Genomic DNA, 18795 nt, shown 5'->3' with positions numbered 1-18795 from the left:
CTCTCATGGGAAGGGGTGGGGGTCGTAGGGCGCCTGCCGGTGCTCCTGCGCGGTGCCGCGCAGCGCGGCGGTGAGCCGGGGCAGGCCGGCGAGGCGCTGCTGGCTGTGGCCGAAGCACATCGGGAGGATCCCGGGCACGACCGCCTTGGCCACGGCCACGCCCAGGTCGGTGTGGTCGCGGGTGGACTGGTCGACGAGGACGATCCGGTCCAGGCCCGCGTCGGCGAACCGCGCCCGTACGAAGTCCAGGGCGCCCCGTACGGTGCCGCCGGCGGCCCGCACCAGGCGGTCCGGCCAGTCCGGGAAGGCCTCGTGCAGGGCGACCCGGGGGCCGCCGAGTACGGCCGTGACCCGGGGCAGGGTCTCGGGCCGGTTGTACAGGTCGACGTGGTCCTCCAGCAGGTCGACCTGCCAAGGGTCGGCGACCATCGGCGCGCCCACCTCGGGGTTGCCGGGGGGCCGGGTGACCATCTGGGTGAGCTCCCACAGCGCGGCGCGCACGGCGGACTCCGGGTCGGCGCCCGAGCCGGCGGCGGACCAGCTGGCGGGGTGGCCGCCGGTCCGGTTGACGGCCAGTGCCCACACCAGGGGGATGTCGATGTCCTGGGTGGCCACCAGCAGGTGGGCGTCGTAGCCGTGGATGTCGATGGTGTCGAGCAGCCGGCGCGAGATCGGGTCGCGCAGGCTCGCCGGGTCGATGGCCGGCAGCGGCTCGGCCCGGTGCCAGGACAGCAGGAACGCGTCCCGCTCGGCCAGTTCGAGGAGGGAGTGCAGGGCCGCCTCGGTGAGCCCGGAGCCAAGGGCGCAGCCGCTGGAGGAGTCCGGGAAGTGGCTGCGGCGGCGCTCGGCGCTGTGGTCGCGGCGGGCGCCGTGGCGGTCGTGGCGGTGCAGGTACTCGTACCGGTAGAAGCCCACTTCGGCGGGGACGAGGACCGGTTCGCCCGTGTCGAGGTCGTGGCCCCACACCCAGTCCATGGGGGTGTCGGCCGTGCTCGGGATGACCCGCGACAGGGGGTGGGCGAGCTGCTCATCCGTGTAGGTGCCCAGGGAGGCAGGGTCGAGGGCGTGGTCGGCGATGTCCCGGTAGGCGAGGCTGGTGAGGACCTGCCGGTGGTGCGGGAAGCTGCCCATGCGCTCGTACGCCTCCAGGACCGCGACCGACTCGGCGCGGCCGAAGGTCAGGGCCCGGCCGTAGCCGTGCGCGGGCGATTCGGGCAGCACCGCGTTGCTCATCGCGTACGGGGCGTCGATGTCGCGCATGATCTGGAGGACCGGCCCGTAGCGCGGGTCGACCAGGCGCCGGCGCAGCGCGCCCGGGGCGAGCAGCTCGTCGCCGCCGGTGCCGCGCACCGGGTCGTCGGGCGAGGCGGCGGGGTCGTCGAGGCGCAACCGGGGCGGCCGGGCGGCCGGGTCGGGAGCGGCGGCGGGTTCCGCGCAGACGGGGCAGTTGAAGGTGCGCGGGACCCGGTGGCGGGAGACGCCGCCGGCGCTCACCGCGAGGAGCTCGCCGGGGGCGAGCGGGTTCGCGGTGAGGGAGCCCAGCGCGGCGTCGACGGCTTCGGCGAGGAAGGGCAACGGCGGGCGCGCCGCGCGGCAGGGCTCGTCGAGGCGGTCGGTCAGGGGGTGGTCGACGGCGATGCGGGCCCGGGTCTCGGCGCATCCGGGGCAGCCGGAGTCGGTGCCGGGCATCCAGAGGGGGCCGACGTAGGCCTCATTGCCGGCGAGCCGGACGGACAGGTACGGCTCCTGCGCGTCGCGGGCCCACTCGTGGGTGGCGCGTTCGCGGCCGAGGTCCCATTGGGGGTGGACGGCGACGGAGCCGGCGGGCAGGCCGACGGCCCGTGCGCACCGGTCCAGGAGGCCGGGGCGGTCCGGCAGCCCGAGGAGGTCCGGGACGTGCGGGACGTCCAGGGCTGTGGTCATGCCACGGCCTCCTTCAGAAGAGCGTCGGTGTCGGTGTCGGTGTCGGCGGGGGCGGGGGCGTCGACGGCCGGAAGGCCCTTCACCGCGCCGTACCACAGCGGGGTTTCGCCCACGACCGGGTCGGCCGCGCGCTCGCCGTGCGGGACGAGCCGCAGCCGGGTCTGCGCGGCCAGCTCGGCCAGCTCGGCGTCGGTGGCGTGCAGCAGCGCGGTCGTGTCGGGTCCGGCGGCGACGAGCTCGCGCCCGCGCACCCTGCGCGTCTGGACGCGGGCCAGCGCGGTGCTGAGGGCGGCGACGGCCGCGCGGGCGGGGCCGGGACCCCAGGCGGAGGCGACGTCCTGGCCGGTGACGCGGTCGCGGACCAGGACCAGCGGCCAGTCCACGCCCGGCACCCGGAACAGGCGCAGCTCGACGTTGAGGAACTCGTGGTCCTCCAGGGTGCGCCAGAGCACCTGCGCGGCCTTGTCCAGCTCCTCGAAGGCGGGGGCGTCCGCGGCCGGTTCGGCCCGCTCGGCGAGCAGCCGCAGCGTGCCGTCGAGCAGCCACCGCTCCTCGGTGGTGCCGGCAGCGGCGACGTGGCCGTCGGCGGTGGCCGCCTGGGCGCGCAGCGCGGCGAGGGCGACGGACACCGAGGAGGAGCGCTGGTTGCCGCCCCAGGCCGCGACGGAGCCTCGGCGGCCGTCCCGGTGCTCCGCCTCGGCGATGCCCAGGGGCAGCTGCGGCAGGTTCTCGGGGGTGACCAGCTCGAAGGGGCCGGTCCACTTCGCGGCGACGGCCCGGACGTGGGCCACGGCCTCGTCGAGGTCGGCGGCGGGGGCGGCCGGGCGGGCGGGCGTCAGGTCGACGCGGGTGGCGTTCAGTTCGGCGCCGTGGACCACGTACGCCGTCTCGCCGGGGGCTCCGGCGGTGCCGGTCAGCACCCGGTATGCCAGCTGTCCGGCGAGCGCGCCGGCCAGCGCGCCGGCCGCCGCTCCCAGGGGCGCGGAGGGGGTCTTCACCCAGCCGGCGACCCGGGCGGCCACCGCCTCCAGGCGCCCGGCGGCGCCGGTGGTCCGGGGGCCGACCAGGTGGAAGCGCCCGTCCTCCCGTACGGGGACGATCGCGCAGTCCGGCGGCAGCAGCGCGGCCTGCCGGGCCACCACCCCGTCGAGCAGCTCGCCCGGGGCGAAGACGATCGCGGCATCGGCCGCCACCTCGACGCCCTCGGCCGTGAGCGGCAGGCGCCGGGCGCCCAGCCGGTCGGCGGTGGCGGCGACGGCGTCCGCGTCCCCATCGGGTACGGCGAGCACGAGCCGGCTGACTCCGGTCCGCGCGAGCCCGCGGGCGGCGGGCAGGACGGACGCGGCGGGACCGGAGACGAGCACGGTGGCCGCGCGCAGCCGCTCGAACGCCGCGTACGGGTCCTCGTGCAGCATCTCCAGGTCGGCGAGCACGTCGCGGTGGCGCTCGCGGGTGTCCGCGTCCGGTTCGGGGACGCTGAGGGCGTCCAGGTCGAGGAGCAGGCCGTTGCGCCGCCAGGTCTCCAGCAGCTTGGCCACGACGGGCCGGGCGGCCTCGCTGCCGAGCGCCGCGACGAGGGAGTCCTCGCTCGCGCCGTCCTCCAGCAGCGGGACGCACACGTCGGTCACCTTGAACAGTGCCGCCGGCCCTCGCACCACGAACGACGTCCCCTCGGCTCCGAAGTAGACGCCGTCCCGCACCGGTGCGTAGTGCAGGGCGGGGCGCAGCTTCATCCGCATTGTTGCTCTCCCTGGTCCTTGAAGTGCCGGTGCCGTTCGGGTTCCCGGTCGTCGGTGGACCCGTCGCCGGGCTGTGTGTAGGTGAACCGTCCACCGGACGGTCTGCTGATCTCGACCGCCCACTCGTAGGCGTGCGGTGACGCGCCCGCGGCGGGCAGTGCCTCTTCCACGAAGCCGCTGCCGTCGCGGTCGAGGAAGCGCGGCAGAGCCCTGGTGAGCAGCGCACTGGTGAGGTCGACGTACTGCGGTTTGCGCTGCTTGGCGGTGGACCGGCCGGAACCCTGCTCCGCGCCGCCGCCGAGGAAGGGGGCGGGCTTGAGGACGACCTCGGCCGGCACCCCGTGCCGGGCGCGCCAGCGGGTCAGCGCCAGCATCCGGTCGGCCTCGCCGGGCCCCTGCCGGACGGCCTGCTCGAACTCCTCGCCCGGGTACCAGCGGCGGCGCTGGAGGACGACGGAGCCGGCGCACAGCCGGGGCGTGCCCGGCGCGGTGGGCACCCCGCCGGGGCCGGGGCCGCCCAGGCCGCCGGGCATGCCCAGGTCGGGCAGCAGCCGGCCGCCCATGACCAGCCAGTTGGCCAGGCGCAGCGGGGGCGGCAGCAGCTCGGGGTGGCCGGTGCCGAGGGTGAGGACGTGCAGCCGGCGGCCGTCGGCGTCGGCCACGTACAGCTGGTCGAGGTCCGGGTCGTGGACGAGCCGCAGCCCGTACCAGTCGTCGGCGCGCAGCCGCCGGTCGAGGACGGGCGCGTGGGCGTTGACGCTGACCCCGTGCAGGCCGCGGTCTTCGGCGAGGACGGTGCCGTGGGCTCCGTGCCGTTCCTGGAGGCGGCGGCGCAGCCGGGGCAGGGCCTGTCCGCCGAGTTCGGCGTCGTGGCCGAGGAAGCGGCCGTAGAGCATGCCGTGGCCGGGGTAGGAGTCGTTGAACACCAGCCGCTCGCCGGCCGGCTGGACCAGGACGCTGTAGGCGATGGCGTCCTGCCGGAACCGGTCGGGCAGCGGCGCGGCCAGCTCCGCCAGCCACTCGGCGGGCCACACCACTTCGGTGTCGTCCCGGCGGCCGGCGAGGTCGGCGCGGAGTTCGCCGAGCAGACGGGTGCGCAGCAGGCGCAGCGGGGTGAGGCTGTCGCTGCCCGACACCACCCGCTCGTTGACCGTGCGCACCAGGTGGCGCGCGTGGTCGGTGAGGCGTACGGAGGCACCGCGGCCGTAGCGCTCCACGAACACGTCGGTGAGCACGGCGCGGATGTCGTGGAGCCGGTCGAAGGCGGACAGGAACTCCATGGCGTGCGCGAGGTCGCGCAGCTGCCGGTCGAGGCCGCTGGTGTCGACCTCGGCCGGGGCCAGGAGGTAGTTCTCCGAGACGGTGAACACGGCCGGGCGGCGGGCCTCCTCGGTCAGCGCCGCGGTGAGGGCGCCGATGCCGCGCAGGGCGTCGGTGCGCTCGGCGTGCCCGGCGTCGGCGAGGCCGGCCACGGCGGCCCGCAGAGCGGCGTGGGGAGCGGCGGCCAGCGGGTCGTCCGCGCAGTCCTCCGGTCCGTCCGTCGTGCACAGGAGCCCGGCGTTCAGGGAGCCCAGTACGACGCCGGTGGCCTGCTCGGGGGTGGTGCCGAGGGCGCGGGCGACATCGCCGGCGATCGCGCCGACGGTTCGGGCGCCCATGTCCGTGGCGTTGAGGAGCCGGCGCAGGGGTTCGGTGAGGGAGGTCGACAGCAGCCGGCTGCTGTCGTCGCCGAGCTTCACGAAGGAGATCCTGTCCGGGCCGGGGCCCGGGGAGAGGCTGGGCGACTGCCGGACCCAGGTGTCGGGGCCCGGCGGGGTCCCCTGGTCGGCGGTGCGGGCGACGTAGCCGAGCATCGCCTGGTCGAGGTGCGGGAAGGACCGGGCTCCGGTGAAGGCGACCTCGTCGGGGCGGGCGCCGTCGGGTGAGGGGACGGCCAGCCCGACCGCCGTGAAGCGGGCGAGCGGGCTGGTGCGCATCATGGCCCGGGTCACGTACTGGAGCAGCCCGCGCTCGGACTTGGCGGCCCGGGACAGGGTGCCCTCGCGGTAGCGGACGGCCGCCCGGTGGACCTCGGGGGCCAGCAGCGCCAGCGAGCGCAGCAGGTCCTCGTCCCCGAGGAGGCCGGAGAGGGTGCCGCGCTCGCGGGCCAGCGCCCGGGGGTGTTCCTCGGCCGCCTCGGCGAGGAGGCCGTCGCGCAGGACGCGCAGCTCCAGCCAGGCGGGGAACTCGGCCGGGGCCGGGTCCGGCAGCGTGGCCGGGACCCGGTCGTTGTGCACGGCCCTGCGTACGGCGACCAGTGCGGCCCGCTCGTCGGCGGGGGCCGCACCGATCCACTCGTACAGGGCGTCGGTGCAGGCGGTGGCCCGTACGGCCAGTTCGGCCTCCACCCGGGCCAGTTCGTCGAGGACGCCGGAGAGGGCCGGGTCGGCGAGCCGGGTGCGCCGCAGGGGGTTGACGCGCAGCATCCAGACGGGCTCGGTCCGCTCCGCCGGGTGGCGCCCCGGGGTGTTCGCGGAGACCGTGGCCGTGGCCGTGCCCGTGGCCGTGTCCGTGGCCGTGCCCGTTTTCGTGTCGGCGGCAGTGTCCGGCAGGGCGATCGCCGGGCGTTCTTCTGTGACGGTCACCGGAAGTCCTTCCGGATCCGGTGCGTGCGCGCGGCGACGCACAGCAGCAGTCCGCCGACGATCCAGGCGCCCAGCACCAGGGCGACCCGGCCGAGTTCCCAGCTGTGCACGGGCTCCAGCGCGGCCATGTCGTCGGGCAGCAGCGCCGCCCGCATGCCCTGGGCCATCCACTTCAGCGGGAAGAGGGCGCCGATCCGCTGCACCGTGTCGGGCAGGCCGGAGAAGGAGTAGTAGACGCCGGAGACGAACTGGAGCAGCACGAACGGGAACTGGACGGCCGCCGTGATCGTCCGCCGGTCGGTGATCAGGGAGCCCACGGCGATGCCCAGGAGGGCGGTGGCCGCGGTGCCGAGGAGGAACACCCAAGCCAGGGTGGCCCAGCGGCCGGCTGTGGTGGGCAGCGGGAAGTCGAACACGGCCACGGCCAGGGCCAGGACGGCGGCCGACTGCAGCAGCGCCAGCACGAGGACCAGTACGGTCTTGGCCAGGAAGTAGCCGCCCGTCGCGAACGGGGTGCCCCGCAGCCGCTTCAGCGAGCCGTCGCCGCTTTCGAGGGCGATGCCGGTGGCGAGGACGCCGAACGCGGCGGACATGATGCCCGACGCGAGGACGCCGGCCACGACCACGTCGTGCATGGGGACGGTGTGGTCGCCCGCCTTCATCGTGAAGATCGAGCCGAAGAGCAGCATCAGGACCACGGGCAGGGCCATGTTCATGGCCACCGCGGTGCGGTTGCGGAAGAAGACCCGCAGCTCGGCGCGGGCGCGCAGGACGCCGGTGCGGAAGACGCCCGGCAGCGGGCCGCGGGCGGGCGGGGCGCCGATCGGCGCCGGGGCCTGGGCCTGGGCCTGGCGCGGTGCGGTGGCCGCGTCCTGGAGAGTGATGGCGGTCGTCATCGGATCCTGCTCCTTTCGGACGTGTCGTCGGTCTTGGCGTCCTCGATCAGCCGCAGGTAGCGGCTCTCCAGGGAGGGGCGGCGGATCTCCAGTCCGGGCACGTCCGTGCCCAGCCGGGCGCGCAGTTCCTCCAGGACCGGTCCGACCTCGGCGGTGGTGACGGTGCGGGTGCGGCCGTCCTCGCGCCAGGAAACCTCGGTCCCGGCGTCACCGCCGCCCAGTTCGGAGGGCGGTGCGACCTCGCGTACGCGGCCGCCCACGAGGACCGCCACGCGGTCCGCGAGCCGTTCGGCCTCGTCGAGGTAGTGGGTGGTGAGCAGGACGGTGGTGCCCTCGTCGCGGAGCCGCTCGATCATGGCCCAGCAGTCGCGCCGGGCCTGCGGGTCCAGGCCGGTGGTCGGCTCGTCGAGGAACAGCAGCTCGGGCCGGCCCACGACCGCGAGGGCCAGGTCCAGGCGCCGGCGCTGTCCGCCGGAGAGGGAGCCCAGGATGGCCTGGGGGCGGTCGGCGAGGTCCACCAGCTCCAGCACGTCCCTGACGGGAAGCGGGTCGGAGTAGCACAGGCCGATCTGCTCGACGAGTTCGCCGACCCGCCAGCCCTCGTGGTCGGTGCCGCTCTGCTGGACGATGCCGATGCGGTTGCGCCACGCGCGCCCGGCCTGGCCGGGGTCCTCGCCGAGGACGGTGACGGAGCCGCCGGAGCGGTGCCGGAAGCCCTCCAGGATCTCGATGGTGGTCGTCTTGCCGGCGCCGTTGGGGCCGAGCACGCCGAACACCTCGCCGCGGCGCACCTCCAGGTCCACGGACTCGACGGCGACATGGGCGCCGTACGCCTTGTGCAGGCCGGTGGTCCGGATGGCGAGGCCGTCCGCGTCGCCCGCGGCCTTCGTCGCCGTGTCGGATGCGGGCCGGCTGAGCGGGCTCACGCCGCCTTCCTCTCCGCTGCGCGCCGCAGCCGCTCGCGCCAGCTCTCCCCGTACACCTCGTCGACGGTCTCGGCGATGGCGAAGCACAGGTAGTAGCGCTGGATGGGTGTCACGCCGAGCAGGGGGAGCCGGCTGTAGAACAGGTTGATCAGGGTCCGGTACGAGGCGAACCAGGACGGGGTCCGGTCCGCGACCCGGCTCTCGGCGACGGTCGCGTGGAACTCGCTGCGGCCCTCGCCGACGGGTCCGCGGTGTCCGGGCGGGGCCGTGGCCTCGCGGTCCATGGCGGGCGCCAGCCCGTCGAGCAGGTCGGCACTGAGGTCGCCGCGGGCCGCCGCGGTGTCGAAGACCCCCATGCCGTAGGCGAACGCCGCCCGGAATTCGGCGGCTTCGGCGCTCTCCGCGCCGTCCCGGGCCCGCTCGACGACCGCGCGCAGCGCGGGCGCGTCGGCCTCCAGCCTGCGGGCGAAGGAGGGGCGCGGGTCCTTGACGGAGCTCGCCCAGTGCAGGAAGGCCTCGGCGTGCGAGCGCAGCGAGAACACCCCGTAGGAGGGGCCGCCGGGGTGGGCCGTGCACAGGGCGGTGAAGGCCTCGGCGAGGGCCGTCACGGGAACGCCTGCGTCCCGGCCGGCTGCGAGGTCCAGCAGCCGTGCCAGGGGGGTGAACATTCGGGTCAGGGCCAGGTCGCGGGGGGCTTCCAGGGCGGCGGGCCAGGTCATGCCGGGGTGCCGGTCGAAGAACTCGACGGTGCCGCGCGGGTGGAGCGGGAGATAGGGGGGCTCCACGCGCTCCAGCCGGCCCAGTTCACGGGCCTGGGCGAGGTACTGTTCGCCGGTCATGAGCTCGGGGAGTTCGTCCAGCCGCCAGTCGATGGAGCCGGCTATTTCCTGCCACGGAATTCCGTCCGGGCCGTGGGCGATGAGTTCGACGTGGGGGCCGTGCTTCCAGCCGCGGGCCAGATAGGCCACGGCGGCGTTGTGCTCGACGCGCAGGGATCGCACCACGGGTACCATCACCTGCGAAAGCCATGCGGGTTCGATCGGTGATTGCGCATGAAAGCGCATGCCGATCGTGCGCTCGTCCGGGGCGCCTTCCATGTGTGTCACCTCTCGTTCGCGGAGCGCCCTGCTCGGGTGCTCCTGAGTCCGCCGTCAGCAGCAGGACGAGCCGGACGACGACGACGAGCAGCACAGCCAGCCACCCAAATTGGAGGCACCCATCTCGGGGAGGGCTACACCGTCGACGATGTCGAGGACCTCAAGGTCCTCCAGCTCGAAGGAAGCGAAGTCCTCGGCGCTCAGCTTGTCCATCCGAATTCCCTTTCACTGCGTTCACGGATAATGCGGGGCAGGCGCCCGCCCGCCGTCTTTCGACGGAGGGCGGAGCGCCTTGCTCAGATGCGCCTGAGGCGTACTGCCGTCGTCAGCTCAGCAGCAGGACGAGGAGGACGACGAGGAGCAGCACAGCCAGTCACCGCTGGAGGCACCGACCTCGGGGAGGGCGACACCGTCGGCGACGTCCAGGACCTCGATCTCCTCCAGCTCGAAGGAAGCGAAGTCCTCGGTGCCCAGGTTCTTGTCCATGTGAATTCCCTTTCAGGTTTTCCTGTTTGCCGACCGGTCGGCCGGACAAGAAGAACCATGGCCGGTTCGAATCGGCTTCCGGAAGGGCTTGAGAGCTTCCCCTGACACAGGTAACGGGGCTCCGTGACATTCGTCATGAGACCCCTGTACGTGTACGCACGCGCGAAGAGAGTGTGATTCCCGGGGCCCTTCCCAGGCCTGTCCCGGGCCTATGTGCAGCGCGGCTCGGCGATGGTTTCCCGGGGCGGTTCCCCGGGGCGGTTCCCCGGAAGGCCGGGCCCCGGCCGGCCCGGAAAGGCTGCCGGAATGACACATGTCACGACCTCGCGTGATCCGTGTCAGCGCCTCTCCGGAAAACCTTGTCCGGGCCCCCGCCCCCGACCGAGCATGCGAGGGACCCGTCTTCACAGGGAACGAGAATGGCGTGACCGGACGATCCACTACGCAGGGGCACTACGTCACCCGGATGTTCGACGTGCTCGCCCGGGCTCCACGGCAGGCCCGCATCCAGGGCCGGGCCGGGGCCCTCGACGGAGCCGCGCTCGTCCGCTCCGTGCACCGGGCCCACGACGCGCTCCGCGCGGCGGGCGCCGGGCCGGGCGCCATGGTCGGGATCCTCACCGGGCCCAACCACCCGCTGACCTTCACCGCACGCCACGCGGCCCATCTCCTGGGCGCCGGCGTGATGTACGTACGGTCGGTGAACCCCGGCTCGGACCTGCCGCTGCCGCCCGCCGAACAGGCCGCGCTGCTCGCGGAATGCGACGTCACCGTCCTCGTGGTGGATCCGGCCCACGCCGAGCGCGGCGCCGAACTCGCCCGCCTGCTGCCGCAGTCGCCGGCCGTCACGGTGCTCGACATCGACATCGAGACCGAGGCCGGCTCTGACACCCCGGCCGCGCTGACGCCCCAGGCCCCCGACTGCGCGTTGGTCACGTACACGAGTGGGAGCAGCGGCCGCCCCAAGGGCGTGCGCCAGTCCTTCACCGCCTGGAACCGGCTCGTGCTCCTCGACGCCGCCTCGCTCGCGGGGCGGCCCCCGGAGCGGATGCTGATCGTCACCCCGACCAGCCACACCGTCGCCGTCATGGCCGACGTGGTCCTCGCCTCCGGCGGCTCCCTCGTCGTCCACGAGCGCTTCGACGCCGCCGAGGTGCTCGCCGCCCTCGCCGCCGAGCGGATCACCCGCGTCTACCTGACCGTGCCGCAGCTGTACCGGCTGCTGGACCACCCGGACGCGGCCGGCACCGACCTGTCCGGGCTGCGCCAGCTCATCTACAGCGGCTGCGTGGCCTCACCTGCCCGACTGGCCTCCGCCGTAAGGGTCTTCGGCCCCCGCCTCGTGCAGTGCTACGGCTCCACCGAGGCGGGCCGGATCACCCTGCTGGACCAGCTCGACCACTTCGAGGAGGAGCTGCTGCCCAGCGTGGGCCGGCCCTTCCCCGGGGTCGAGGTCCGCGTCTGCGACCCCGACACCGGCCGCGAGGTCCCGTCGGGCGCCACCGGCGAGGTCCAGGTGCGCTCCCCGTACGCGATGAGCGGCTACCAGGGCCTTCCCGCCGAGAGCGCCGCCGCTCTGCTGCCGGACGGCTGGCTGCGGACCGGCGACCTCGGGCACTGGGACGCGTACGGCTACCTGCACCTCGTCGACCGCATCGGGCGGGTCGTCAAGGCGGCCGGGGTCAAGGTCCGTCCCGCCGAGGTGGAACGCGCCCTGCTCACCCACCCCGCCGTGGCCGACTGCGCCGTCTTCGGGATGCCGGACCCCGACACCGGCGAGGCCGTGCACGCCGCCGTGGTGCTCCGCGTCCCCTGTGAGCCGGACGCCCTGCGCCGGCACGTCACCGAAGCCCTCTCCGCCGCCCACGCACCCACCCGGATCGTGCGGTGGCCCGAACTCCCCCTGACCGAATCCGGAAAACCCGACCTCAGACGCCTGCGCGGCGCGGCGGTCGCCGGCGCGGCCTCGACCCTCGAAGAAAGCGAGCTGTCATCGTGACGACTTCCCTCACGTCCCCCCAGGCCCACCTGGCGTTCTTCACGGACCGCGCCGCCGCCGCGATCGCGGACGGCAAGCGGGAGTTCCTGGAGCTGGGCCGCCGGGCCGGCCGCTTCCCCAGCGCCTCCACCTCCGCCGACCCGGCGGACGCCGCGGCCGAGATCAGTGTCTGGTGCAGCAACGACTACCTCGGCATGGGCCAGCAGCCGCAGGTCATGGCAGCGATGCGGGAGGCCGTGGCGCGCTTCGGCGCCGGCTCCGGCGGCTCCCGCAACATCGGCGGCACCAACCACGTCCACGTCGAGCTGGAGGCGGAGCTCGCCGCCCTGCACGGCAAGGAGGCGGCGCTGCTGTTCACCTCGGGCTACACCGCGAACGACGGCGCCCTGACGGTGCTGGCCGGGGCGGTCCCGGACTGCGTGGTCTTCTCGGACGAGCTGAACCACGCCTCGATCATCGACGGCCTGCGGCACAGCCGCGCCGCGAAGCGCATCTTCCGCCACAACGACGCCGCCCACCTTGAGGAGCTGATCGCGGCCGAGGCGCCGGAGCGGCCCAAGCTGATCGTGCTGGAGTCGGTGTACTCGATGTCCGGTGACGTGGCGCCGATCCGCGAGGTCACCGAGATCGCCCGGAAGTACGGGGCGACGATCTTCCTCGACGAGGTCCACGCGGTGGGCATGTACGGGCCGCACGGCGCCGGCATAGCCGCCCGGGAGGGGCTGGCCGACGAGATCGACGTGGTCATGGGCACCCTGGGCAAGGGCTTCGGCACCGCCGGCGGCTACATCGCGGGACCGGCCGCGCTCATCGACGCCGTACGGACCCTGTCGCGGCCGTTCGTGTTCACGACCTCGCTGCCGCCTGCGGTCGCGGCGGGCGCGCTGGCCGCCGTACGCCACCTCGTCGGCTCGGACGTCGAGCGGACCGCGCTGCACCGCAACGCGCGGCTGCTGCACGGGCTGCTGAAGGAGCGGCGGATCCCGTTCCTGTCGGACGAGTCGCACATCGTGTCAGCACTCATCGGCGAGGACGCGGCCTGCAAGAAGGCCTCGGCGCTGCTGCTGGAGCGGTACGGGATCTACGTGCAGGCCATCAACGCGCCGAGCGTGCGGACCGGTGAGGAGATCCTGCGCATCGCGGCGGGGGCGGTGCACGAGCCGGCGGAGGTCGAGAAGTTCGTCGAGGCGCTCGACACGATCTGGCTCGAACTCGGCCTGTCGCGGACCGGCGAATGAACCCCTCGTCCTCGTCGGTGGCGTCCGTCCTGGCCGAGTCGGCGGCCCGGCGGCCCGCGCATCCCGCGCTGGTCTTCGGGGACCGCTCGTACTCCTACGGGGAGCTCTGGGACGGCGCCCTGCGGTACGCGGCCGCGCTGCGCGCCCGGGGTCTGGGTCCCGGTGACAAGGTTGCGCTGCTGCTGCCCAACACCCCGGCCTTCCCCATGGCCTACTACGGGACCCTCGCCCTGGGCTGCACCGCCGTACCGGTCCACGAGCACTCCCGGGCTCCCGAAATCGGCCACGTACTGCGGGACTCGGGCGCCAGGGCGCTGATCTGCGCGGGGTCCCTGCTGCCCGAGGCGGCCGCCGGCGCCCGGTCGGCGGGGGCCCTGCTGCTCGGCGTACGCGACGAGGGCGACAGCGCGGAGGAACTCCCCTGGCTCGACCGGGAGGCCGAGCAAGTACCGCCCCTCGCCGGGCTCGTCCCGCGCGCCCCCGAGGACATCGCGGTGGTCCTCTACACCTCCGGTACGACCGGCGCGCCCAAGGGCGTCATGCTCACGCACCACAGCGTGCTCATGAACATCACGACCACCGCGCGCACCCCCTTCGCCTTCGACGAGGAGGACGTGCTCCTCGGCACGCTGCCGCTGTCCCACACCTTCGGCCAGATCTGCGGGATGGGCGTGTGCTTCCACGCCGGCGCCACCCTGGTGCTGATGTCCCGCTTCTGCGGGACGCGCGCGCTGGACCTCATGGCCTCCCACGGGTGCACGGTCGTCATGGGCGTGCCCACGATGTACCTGGCCCTGCTGGACGCGGCCGGGCGCGATCCGCGCAGACCCCCGCTGAAGCGCGCCTACTCCGGCGGCTCCTCGCTGCCCCCGGCGGTGCTCCGGCGCGTCGAGGAGCTGCTGGGCGCCCCGGTCTACGAGGGGTACGGGCTCACGGAGACCTCCCCCAGCGTGAGCTACAACAAGCCGGGAACGGAACGCAGGCCCGGGACGGTCGGCCTGCCGATCCCCGGCGTCGAGGTCGGGATCGCTCCGGCGGACGCGGCGGAGCGGATCCGTCTGCTGCCGGCGGGCGAGCGCGGGGAGATCGTCGTCCGGGGGCACGGCCTGATGGCCGGCTACCTGAACCGCCCGGAGGCCACCGCCGAGGTGCTGGTCGACGGCTGGCTGCGCACCGGGGACATCGGGGTGCGGGACGAGGACGGCTACCTGCGCGTCCTGGACCGCAAGAAGGACGTGGTCATCCGCGGCGGCTACAACGTCTACCCGCGCGAGGTGGAGGAAGTCCTCCTCGGCCACCCGGCGGTGGCCCAGGCCGCGGTGGTCGGCGTCCCCCACGACCGGCTCGGCGAGGAAGTCTGCGCGGTGCTGCGGACCGTGCCGGGGGTGCGGCCGGACCCCCGGCTGGCCGAGGAGATCACCGCGTGGAGCGGGGAGCGGCTGGCGCGGTACAAGTGTCCGCGCAAAGTCGCCTTCACCGGAGCCTTTCCCGTGGGCCCCACGGGAAAGGTCCTCAAGGGCGAACTGGCCGGACTCTTCCGGTAGATCACCCGGCGGACCGTCCGGCCGTGGCAGGATCCCCGCGTCGGGTGCGAGAAGATGCATGGACCACGCACACCAGGAGGCAACACCCGTGGAAAAGACCGCCGCCCGTCCCGTCTTCACGACCCGACGGGACCAGCTCCGCAACGGTGGCCGGGGAGCACTGATCGGGACCGCCTTCGGCCTGATGTGGTTCGCCCTGGGACAGTCCGCCGTCCACGGGGCCGCCCGCCCGGCCGTGCTCGCCGCCAGCCTGCTCCTGTTCGCCGCGAGCGCGGCAGCGGTGATCCGCCTCTTCCTCCTGGCTCGGCGCACTCCCGCCACCGAGAAGGGCGCGCCCCCGGCCCCGGGCGGCGGCGGCCCGAAGTTCCTCACCGTCGTACTGATCGAGGCCGCCGTGCTCGGGGCGGGCAACAACTACATACGCACCGGCCTGCACCGCCCGGAGCTGATGCTGACCTGGTCGGCTCTGGTGGTCGGCGCGCACTTCTTCCCGATGGCCAAGAGCCTGCGCGCCCCGATGCTGCGGTGGGTCGGCGCCGCGATGCTGGCCACCGTCGGCCTCGCGGCGCTGGCCACGCTCCTGCCGGGTGCGACCGAAAACGTCTGGCGGTCCGTGCCGGGCATCGGCTGCGCGGCCGTGCTGTGGGCGGGGGCGGCGTACACCGGCCTGCGGGCAGGCCGGAAGGCGTAGCGCCGCCGCGCGCGCGACAACGTACGCGAAGGAGCGCCCGGGGTCGGTCCCCGGGCGCTCCTTCGCGTACTGCTCAGATCCAGCCCTGCTCCACGGCGATGCGCGCCGCGTCGAAGCGGTTGCGGCCGCCGAGCTTCTTGATCGAGGCCGAGGTGACGTTGCGTACCGTGCCAGCGGCCAGGTAGAGCTCCGCCGCGATCTCCTTGACGGTGGCTCCGCCCGCCGTGAGCCGCAGCACCTGGGACTCCCGGGTGCTCAGCGGGGCGGAGGCCCCCATGGTGACGAGGCCCATGGCGCCGTTCGCCAGGGACGGGGCCATGGTCACGCAGCCCGCCGCCACGCCCTTGAGCGTCGCGATCAGCCGGGGCAGGCCCGTATCCATGGGAACGATGCCGTGCACGCCCGCCGCGACGGCCCGGCCGACCGCCGCCGGGCGTGAACCGGACATCATCAGCGCGATGCCGCATGCCGGCACCCGGGCCCGCACCGCTGATGCGAGACGCAGTACGTCATCACCCACCGGGGTGTCTTCCAGGAGAAGGACATCCGGCCAATGCCGGTGCACAAGTGATAGGACGTGCTGGTGATCGGTGTCCGCGGCGATGACGTCGATGCCGTCGACCGATCGGAGCGCCTCGACGAGCGCGTCGAGAAAGAGAACGCGGCTGCCGCCGACGATGACGCTGATAGCCATTGAATCCCCCTGCGCGGATCTGGGAGCCGTGTTCTACCGCCCGGTTTCCACGGTCCAGCCACTGAGCTGTTGGGTTATCTCAAGTGCCCTGCGGCAAATAGCGATTGCCGGGGCCGGAGGTTCCGTCACGTCGGGGACGGTCTGGAACAGTACGAGCTCGACCTGCTCGCCGGAAGGGCGGACCGCGACGTGCTCCAGACCGTCCGCGGGCGACGCCACGGCCCTCAGCAGCGAGGCGAGGAGGAGCGGATCCGGCTGGCCACCCGTCTGCACATGTGTCGAGCGCATGACAACTGTGGTCATATACATGCGAGTTGAGTCAGTCCCAGTTGAGGTTGTACAGCGTCACCTCGGCGCTGCCCAGCGACGCGTCGGCGTCGGGTGCGACCACGTCCCAGTTGAGGTTGGGAGCGATGGAGGCGGTGTCGCGGATTTCCCGGTCCTGCTCGATGTGGGAAGCGCCGAAGGCGATCAGCGCGGCGGCCAGACCGGCAAGGGAAGCGACACGGGAAAAGCGACGAAAGAACAGCATGAGAATCCCCCTGAAAAGCGTGCTTGGAGCGTGAATCACCCGGCCGTTCGGCCCGGGGCGCTCCTTCGTTCTGCATCCAGCTTGCTTTACGGAAGGAGGAATCCGGAAGCGGATCGGCTGGCAGGAAGATCCACGTGGCAGGTCGGTGCCAACCTCGCAACAGACTGGGCCCGAAGTAGCCATCCACCTGCGACGTCTCATATGTTGATCACATCGGCGCGGCTCAACGAAGAGTGAGCGGCGGGGGACCGAACGAGGACACCAATGCTGGAACTACTGGGACTGGACGCGCAAACGGCGGATGTGTACGAACTCATGCTGGCGAACCACGCCTGGGGTGTCGCCGAGATCGCGCGGCGGCTCAAAGTATCGACCGTCGACGTACGCGAGTCACTGGAGAAACTGACCGATCTGCGGCTTCTGCACCGCTCGGCCGCGGGCAACGAACTCCAGCCAAGCGACCCGGCGTTGGGCCTGCGGGAGCTGCTCAACCAGCGCAAGCGGGAACTGGAGAGCCGGCAGGAGGCCGTGGCGCGCTGCGAAGCCGACATGGCCGTGCTGGTCAACACCTACAGCGAGCTCTACACCGGCCAGACCCAACGCGTGGCCCAGCAGTTCGTGGGCGTGGAATCCGTACAGAACCGGATCAGGGAGCTGGCCTCCGAGGCCACCTCCGAGTGCCTGACCTTCAACCCGGGCGGCGCCCAGTCCCGGGCCAGCCTGGAGGCCAGCAAGCCCCTCGACCGCCAGACCCTCGACCGGGGGGTGCGGATGCGGACGGTGTACCTGGACAGCGTCCGCAACGACTCGGTCACCACCGAGTACGCGGAGTGGCTCACCAACCTGGGCGGCGAGGTGCGCAGCGCACCCTCGCTGCCCGTGCGCATGCTCATCTTCGACCGGAAGACCGTCATCGTGCCGGCCGACCCGGAGAACACCCGCAAGGGCGCGGTGCAGCTGACCGAGCCGGGCGTGGTCGTCGGCCTCTCCGCGCTCTTCGACCAGATCTGGGAGTCGGCCGCGCCCCTGGGTACCGGCCAGGACCGGGACGACCGCGGCCTGACCCGCCAGGAGAAGGAGCTGCTGCGCCTGCTGGGCAGCGGCCTCACCGACGAGGCCGCCGGCCGCCAGCTGGGCCTCTCGCTGCGTACGGTCCGCCGCATGATGGCCGAGCTGATGAAGCGCCTCGGCGCGGGCAGCCGCTTCGAGGCGGGCCTGCGCGCGGCGCAGCGGGAGTGGATCTGACGCTCCGCCGCGCGACACGACCAACTCGCTGTTTCCCACGCGCCTTTCGGCTCCGAGACTGGACACACCATCACCCCGGCTGACACCCGTCTCGCCGGCCTGGACGACCTCGCAGACCTCGCCGCATGCCTCGGCATCACCCCAACGGAGATCAACACGGCGAGTTGATGATCGGCAAGCCCTTGCGCGACCACCTTGCGTAAAGCCTCACGAGAGCGAGAGGCAAGGAGCAATTCCTTCAGGGGTGACAAGAGTGCTGGACCGGCCCCGCCCGCTGCGCCGCGCGGCGACACGATCCTCCTCTGCGGAACGGGGCCGTGGTGCCCGCCCAGGACGGTTCAAGCGGACGTTACTCTCTCACACGTCCTTGGCCCGCGCTTGAGTTTCCCCGCCGCATTCGGGACGCTGAAGAACAGAAGCGACTCCGACAAGACGAGGCAGGCCGCATGACAACCGCCTGGGACCCTCCATCCGGCGCCCCCCGCATGCCGCAGCCCGCGAGCACCCCCGAAGGTCTGCGCGCCGCCCTCGCGCTCCTCGCCCCCGAGACACTGTCGACATTCGACGCAGAGCGCGCCGTCGCCCTGCAGCAGGCCCGGGAGCAGGTAAGCGCTGCGCCTATGCGCCGCTTCGTCGGCCAATGGGCCGTGTACGTCGCCGTTCAACGCCATCCGGAGCGCGCCGCACGACTCCACCACCTCGAAGCACGCGCCACCCAGGCCGCCGACCTCTCCGAGGCCCGCGCCATCGCCGCCGAGATCGGCCGCATCATCGACACCGCATGCTCCGAAGCCGGCATCGAGTCCGGACAGGGCGCCACGTGAGCGACGAGGAACTGTGGCGCTGGGAGTACGACCCCGATGCCGAACACGTCATCTCCGGCCTACCCCAGCACGTCATCCACGAAGTCGAGCGGCTCTCCGGCGAACTGGTCGCCCTCGCCGAGGTCGGCGTCGACATCTCCGACATCGGCGCTGGACCCAGCCACGGTGGCCCTGGCGGTCTGCGCCGCATCCCACTGCTGACCGACGGCTGGTTCTACGCGCTCCCCGTACCCCGCATGAAACTCATCGCCATCATCCGGGTCATCCCGCCCTTCGCCGACCTGTGAGCTTGCGACCCGCAAACCACACCCCTCGCACTGCGCACATCCCGTGCCAC

The 18795-nt window shown here is 73.2% G+C and carries 18 protein-coding genes; 7 read left to right on the top strand and 11 right to left on the bottom strand.

The features are described 5' to 3' along the window. Positions 1-3: 3 nt before the first annotated feature. From AB0M76_RS02460 to AB0M76_RS02425, 8 genes are all read right to left on the bottom strand, one after another. Positions 4-1923, bottom strand: a complete 1920-nt coding sequence (locus AB0M76_RS02460; protein ID WP_365951126.1) for a TOMM precursor leader peptide-binding protein — start codon at positions 1921-1923, stop codon at positions 4-6. Continuing rightward, on the bottom strand, positions 1920-3662 hold the full coding sequence (locus AB0M76_RS02455) for a hypothetical protein (protein ID WP_365951125.1): 1743 nt from the start codon (positions 3660-3662) through the stop codon (positions 1920-1922). Before AB0M76_RS02455 ends, AB0M76_RS02460 begins: the two co-directional genes overlap by 4 nt. After that, positions 3653-6286 (bottom strand): hypothetical protein, encoded by a 2634-nt coding sequence (locus AB0M76_RS02450; RefSeq protein WP_365951124.1) that lies wholly within the window; start codon positions 6284-6286, stop codon positions 3653-3655. Before AB0M76_RS02450 ends, AB0M76_RS02455 begins: the two co-directional genes overlap by 10 nt. Beyond that, on the bottom strand, positions 6283-7182 hold the full coding sequence (locus AB0M76_RS02445) for an ABC transporter permease (RefSeq protein ID WP_365951123.1): 900 nt from the start codon (positions 7180-7182) through the stop codon (positions 6283-6285). Before AB0M76_RS02445 ends, AB0M76_RS02450 begins: the two co-directional genes overlap by 4 nt. Beyond that, a complete protein-coding gene (locus tag AB0M76_RS02440) occupies positions 7179-8108 on the bottom strand; it encodes an ABC transporter ATP-binding protein (RefSeq protein ID WP_365951122.1) in 930 nt (309 codons plus the stop codon). The genes AB0M76_RS02445 and AB0M76_RS02440 overlap by 4 nt, the downstream gene beginning before the upstream one ends. Next, the gene (locus tag AB0M76_RS02435; RefSeq protein WP_365951121.1) at positions 8105-9112 is read right to left on the bottom strand and encodes a hypothetical protein; all 1008 of its coding nucleotides are present in this window, start codon (positions 9110-9112) and stop codon (positions 8105-8107) included. Before AB0M76_RS02435 ends, AB0M76_RS02440 begins: the two co-directional genes overlap by 4 nt. Before the next feature lie 147 nt (positions 9113-9259). After that, on the bottom strand, positions 9260-9418 hold the full coding sequence (locus AB0M76_RS02430) for a thiazolylpeptide-type bacteriocin (RefSeq protein WP_365951120.1): 159 nt from the start codon (positions 9416-9418) through the stop codon (positions 9260-9262). A gap of 117 nt (positions 9419-9535) precedes the next feature. Then, positions 9536-9691, bottom strand: a complete 156-nt coding sequence (locus AB0M76_RS02425) for a thiazolylpeptide-type bacteriocin (protein WP_266575931.1) — start codon at positions 9689-9691, stop codon at positions 9536-9538. Positions 9692-10115: 424 nt separating this feature from the next. Here AB0M76_RS02425 and AB0M76_RS02420 point away from each other — a divergent pair, with 424 nt between their 5' ends. From AB0M76_RS02420 to AB0M76_RS02405, 4 genes are all read left to right on the top strand, one after another. Beyond that, the gene (locus AB0M76_RS02420; RefSeq protein ID WP_365951119.1) at positions 10116-11690 is read left to right on the top strand and encodes an AMP-binding protein; all 1575 of its coding nucleotides are present in this window, start codon (positions 10116-10118) and stop codon (positions 11688-11690) included. A gap of 29 nt (positions 11691-11719) precedes the next feature. Next, complete coding sequence (hemA, locus tag AB0M76_RS02415; RefSeq protein WP_365951381.1) at positions 11720-12928, top strand: 5-aminolevulinate synthase; 1209 nt, start codon at positions 11720-11722, stop codon at positions 12926-12928. Beyond that, the gene (locus AB0M76_RS02410) at positions 12925-14472 is read left to right on the top strand and encodes an AMP-binding protein (RefSeq protein ID WP_365951118.1); all 1548 of its coding nucleotides are present in this window, start codon (positions 12925-12927) and stop codon (positions 14470-14472) included. Before hemA ends, AB0M76_RS02410 begins: the two co-directional genes overlap by 4 nt. Before the next feature lie 88 nt (positions 14473-14560). Next, complete coding sequence (locus AB0M76_RS02405) at positions 14561-15163, top strand: hypothetical protein (protein WP_365951117.1); 603 nt, start codon at positions 14561-14563, stop codon at positions 15161-15163. A 73-nt stretch (positions 15164-15236) separates the two neighbouring features. Here the strand turns inward: AB0M76_RS02405 and AB0M76_RS02400 are convergent, their stop codons facing one another. From AB0M76_RS02400 to AB0M76_RS02390, 3 genes are read right to left on the bottom strand one after another with little or no spacing between them, the layout of a single operon-like run. Then, on the bottom strand, positions 15237-15857 hold the full coding sequence (locus AB0M76_RS02400) for a response regulator transcription factor (RefSeq protein WP_365951116.1): 621 nt from the start codon (positions 15855-15857) through the stop codon (positions 15237-15239). 33 nt (positions 15858-15890) lie between these two features. Continuing rightward, positions 15891-16145 (bottom strand): hypothetical protein, encoded by a 255-nt coding sequence (locus AB0M76_RS02395; protein WP_365951115.1) that lies wholly within the window; start codon positions 16143-16145, stop codon positions 15891-15893. 31 nt (positions 16146-16176) lie between these two features. Beyond that, positions 16177-16389, bottom strand: a complete 213-nt coding sequence (locus AB0M76_RS02390) for a hypothetical protein (protein ID WP_365951114.1) — start codon at positions 16387-16389, stop codon at positions 16177-16179. Positions 16390-16653: 264 nt separating this feature from the next. Here AB0M76_RS02390 and AB0M76_RS02385 point away from each other — a divergent pair, with 264 nt between their 5' ends. The 3 genes from AB0M76_RS02385 to AB0M76_RS02375 all read left to right on the top strand — a co-directional run bounded on the left by AB0M76_RS02385 (position 16654) and on the right by AB0M76_RS02375 (position 18745). Beyond that, entirely contained in the window at positions 16654-17634 is a 981-nt protein-coding gene (locus AB0M76_RS02385) for a LuxR C-terminal-related transcriptional regulator (RefSeq protein WP_365951113.1), read from the top strand. 446 nt (positions 17635-18080) lie between these two features. Continuing rightward, on the top strand, positions 18081-18458 hold the full coding sequence (locus AB0M76_RS02380; RefSeq protein ID WP_365951112.1) for a DUF6247 family protein: 378 nt from the start codon (positions 18081-18083) through the stop codon (positions 18456-18458). Further along, positions 18455-18745: a hypothetical protein gene (locus tag AB0M76_RS02375; RefSeq protein WP_243629031.1), complete on the top strand. Its 291-nt coding sequence runs from the start codon at positions 18455-18457 to the stop codon at positions 18743-18745. The genes AB0M76_RS02380 and AB0M76_RS02375 overlap by 4 nt, the downstream gene beginning before the upstream one ends. Positions 18746-18795 lie beyond the last annotated feature (50 nt).

It is taken from the genome of Streptomyces sp. NPDC051364, from assembly GCF_040682115.1.
In the GTDB taxonomy this organism is placed as follows: domain Bacteria; phylum Actinomycetota; class Actinomycetes; order Streptomycetales; family Streptomycetaceae; genus Streptomyces.
The sequence above is the reverse complement of the archived record's forward strand: the minus strand, read 5'-3'. Positions and strand labels throughout refer to the sequence as shown.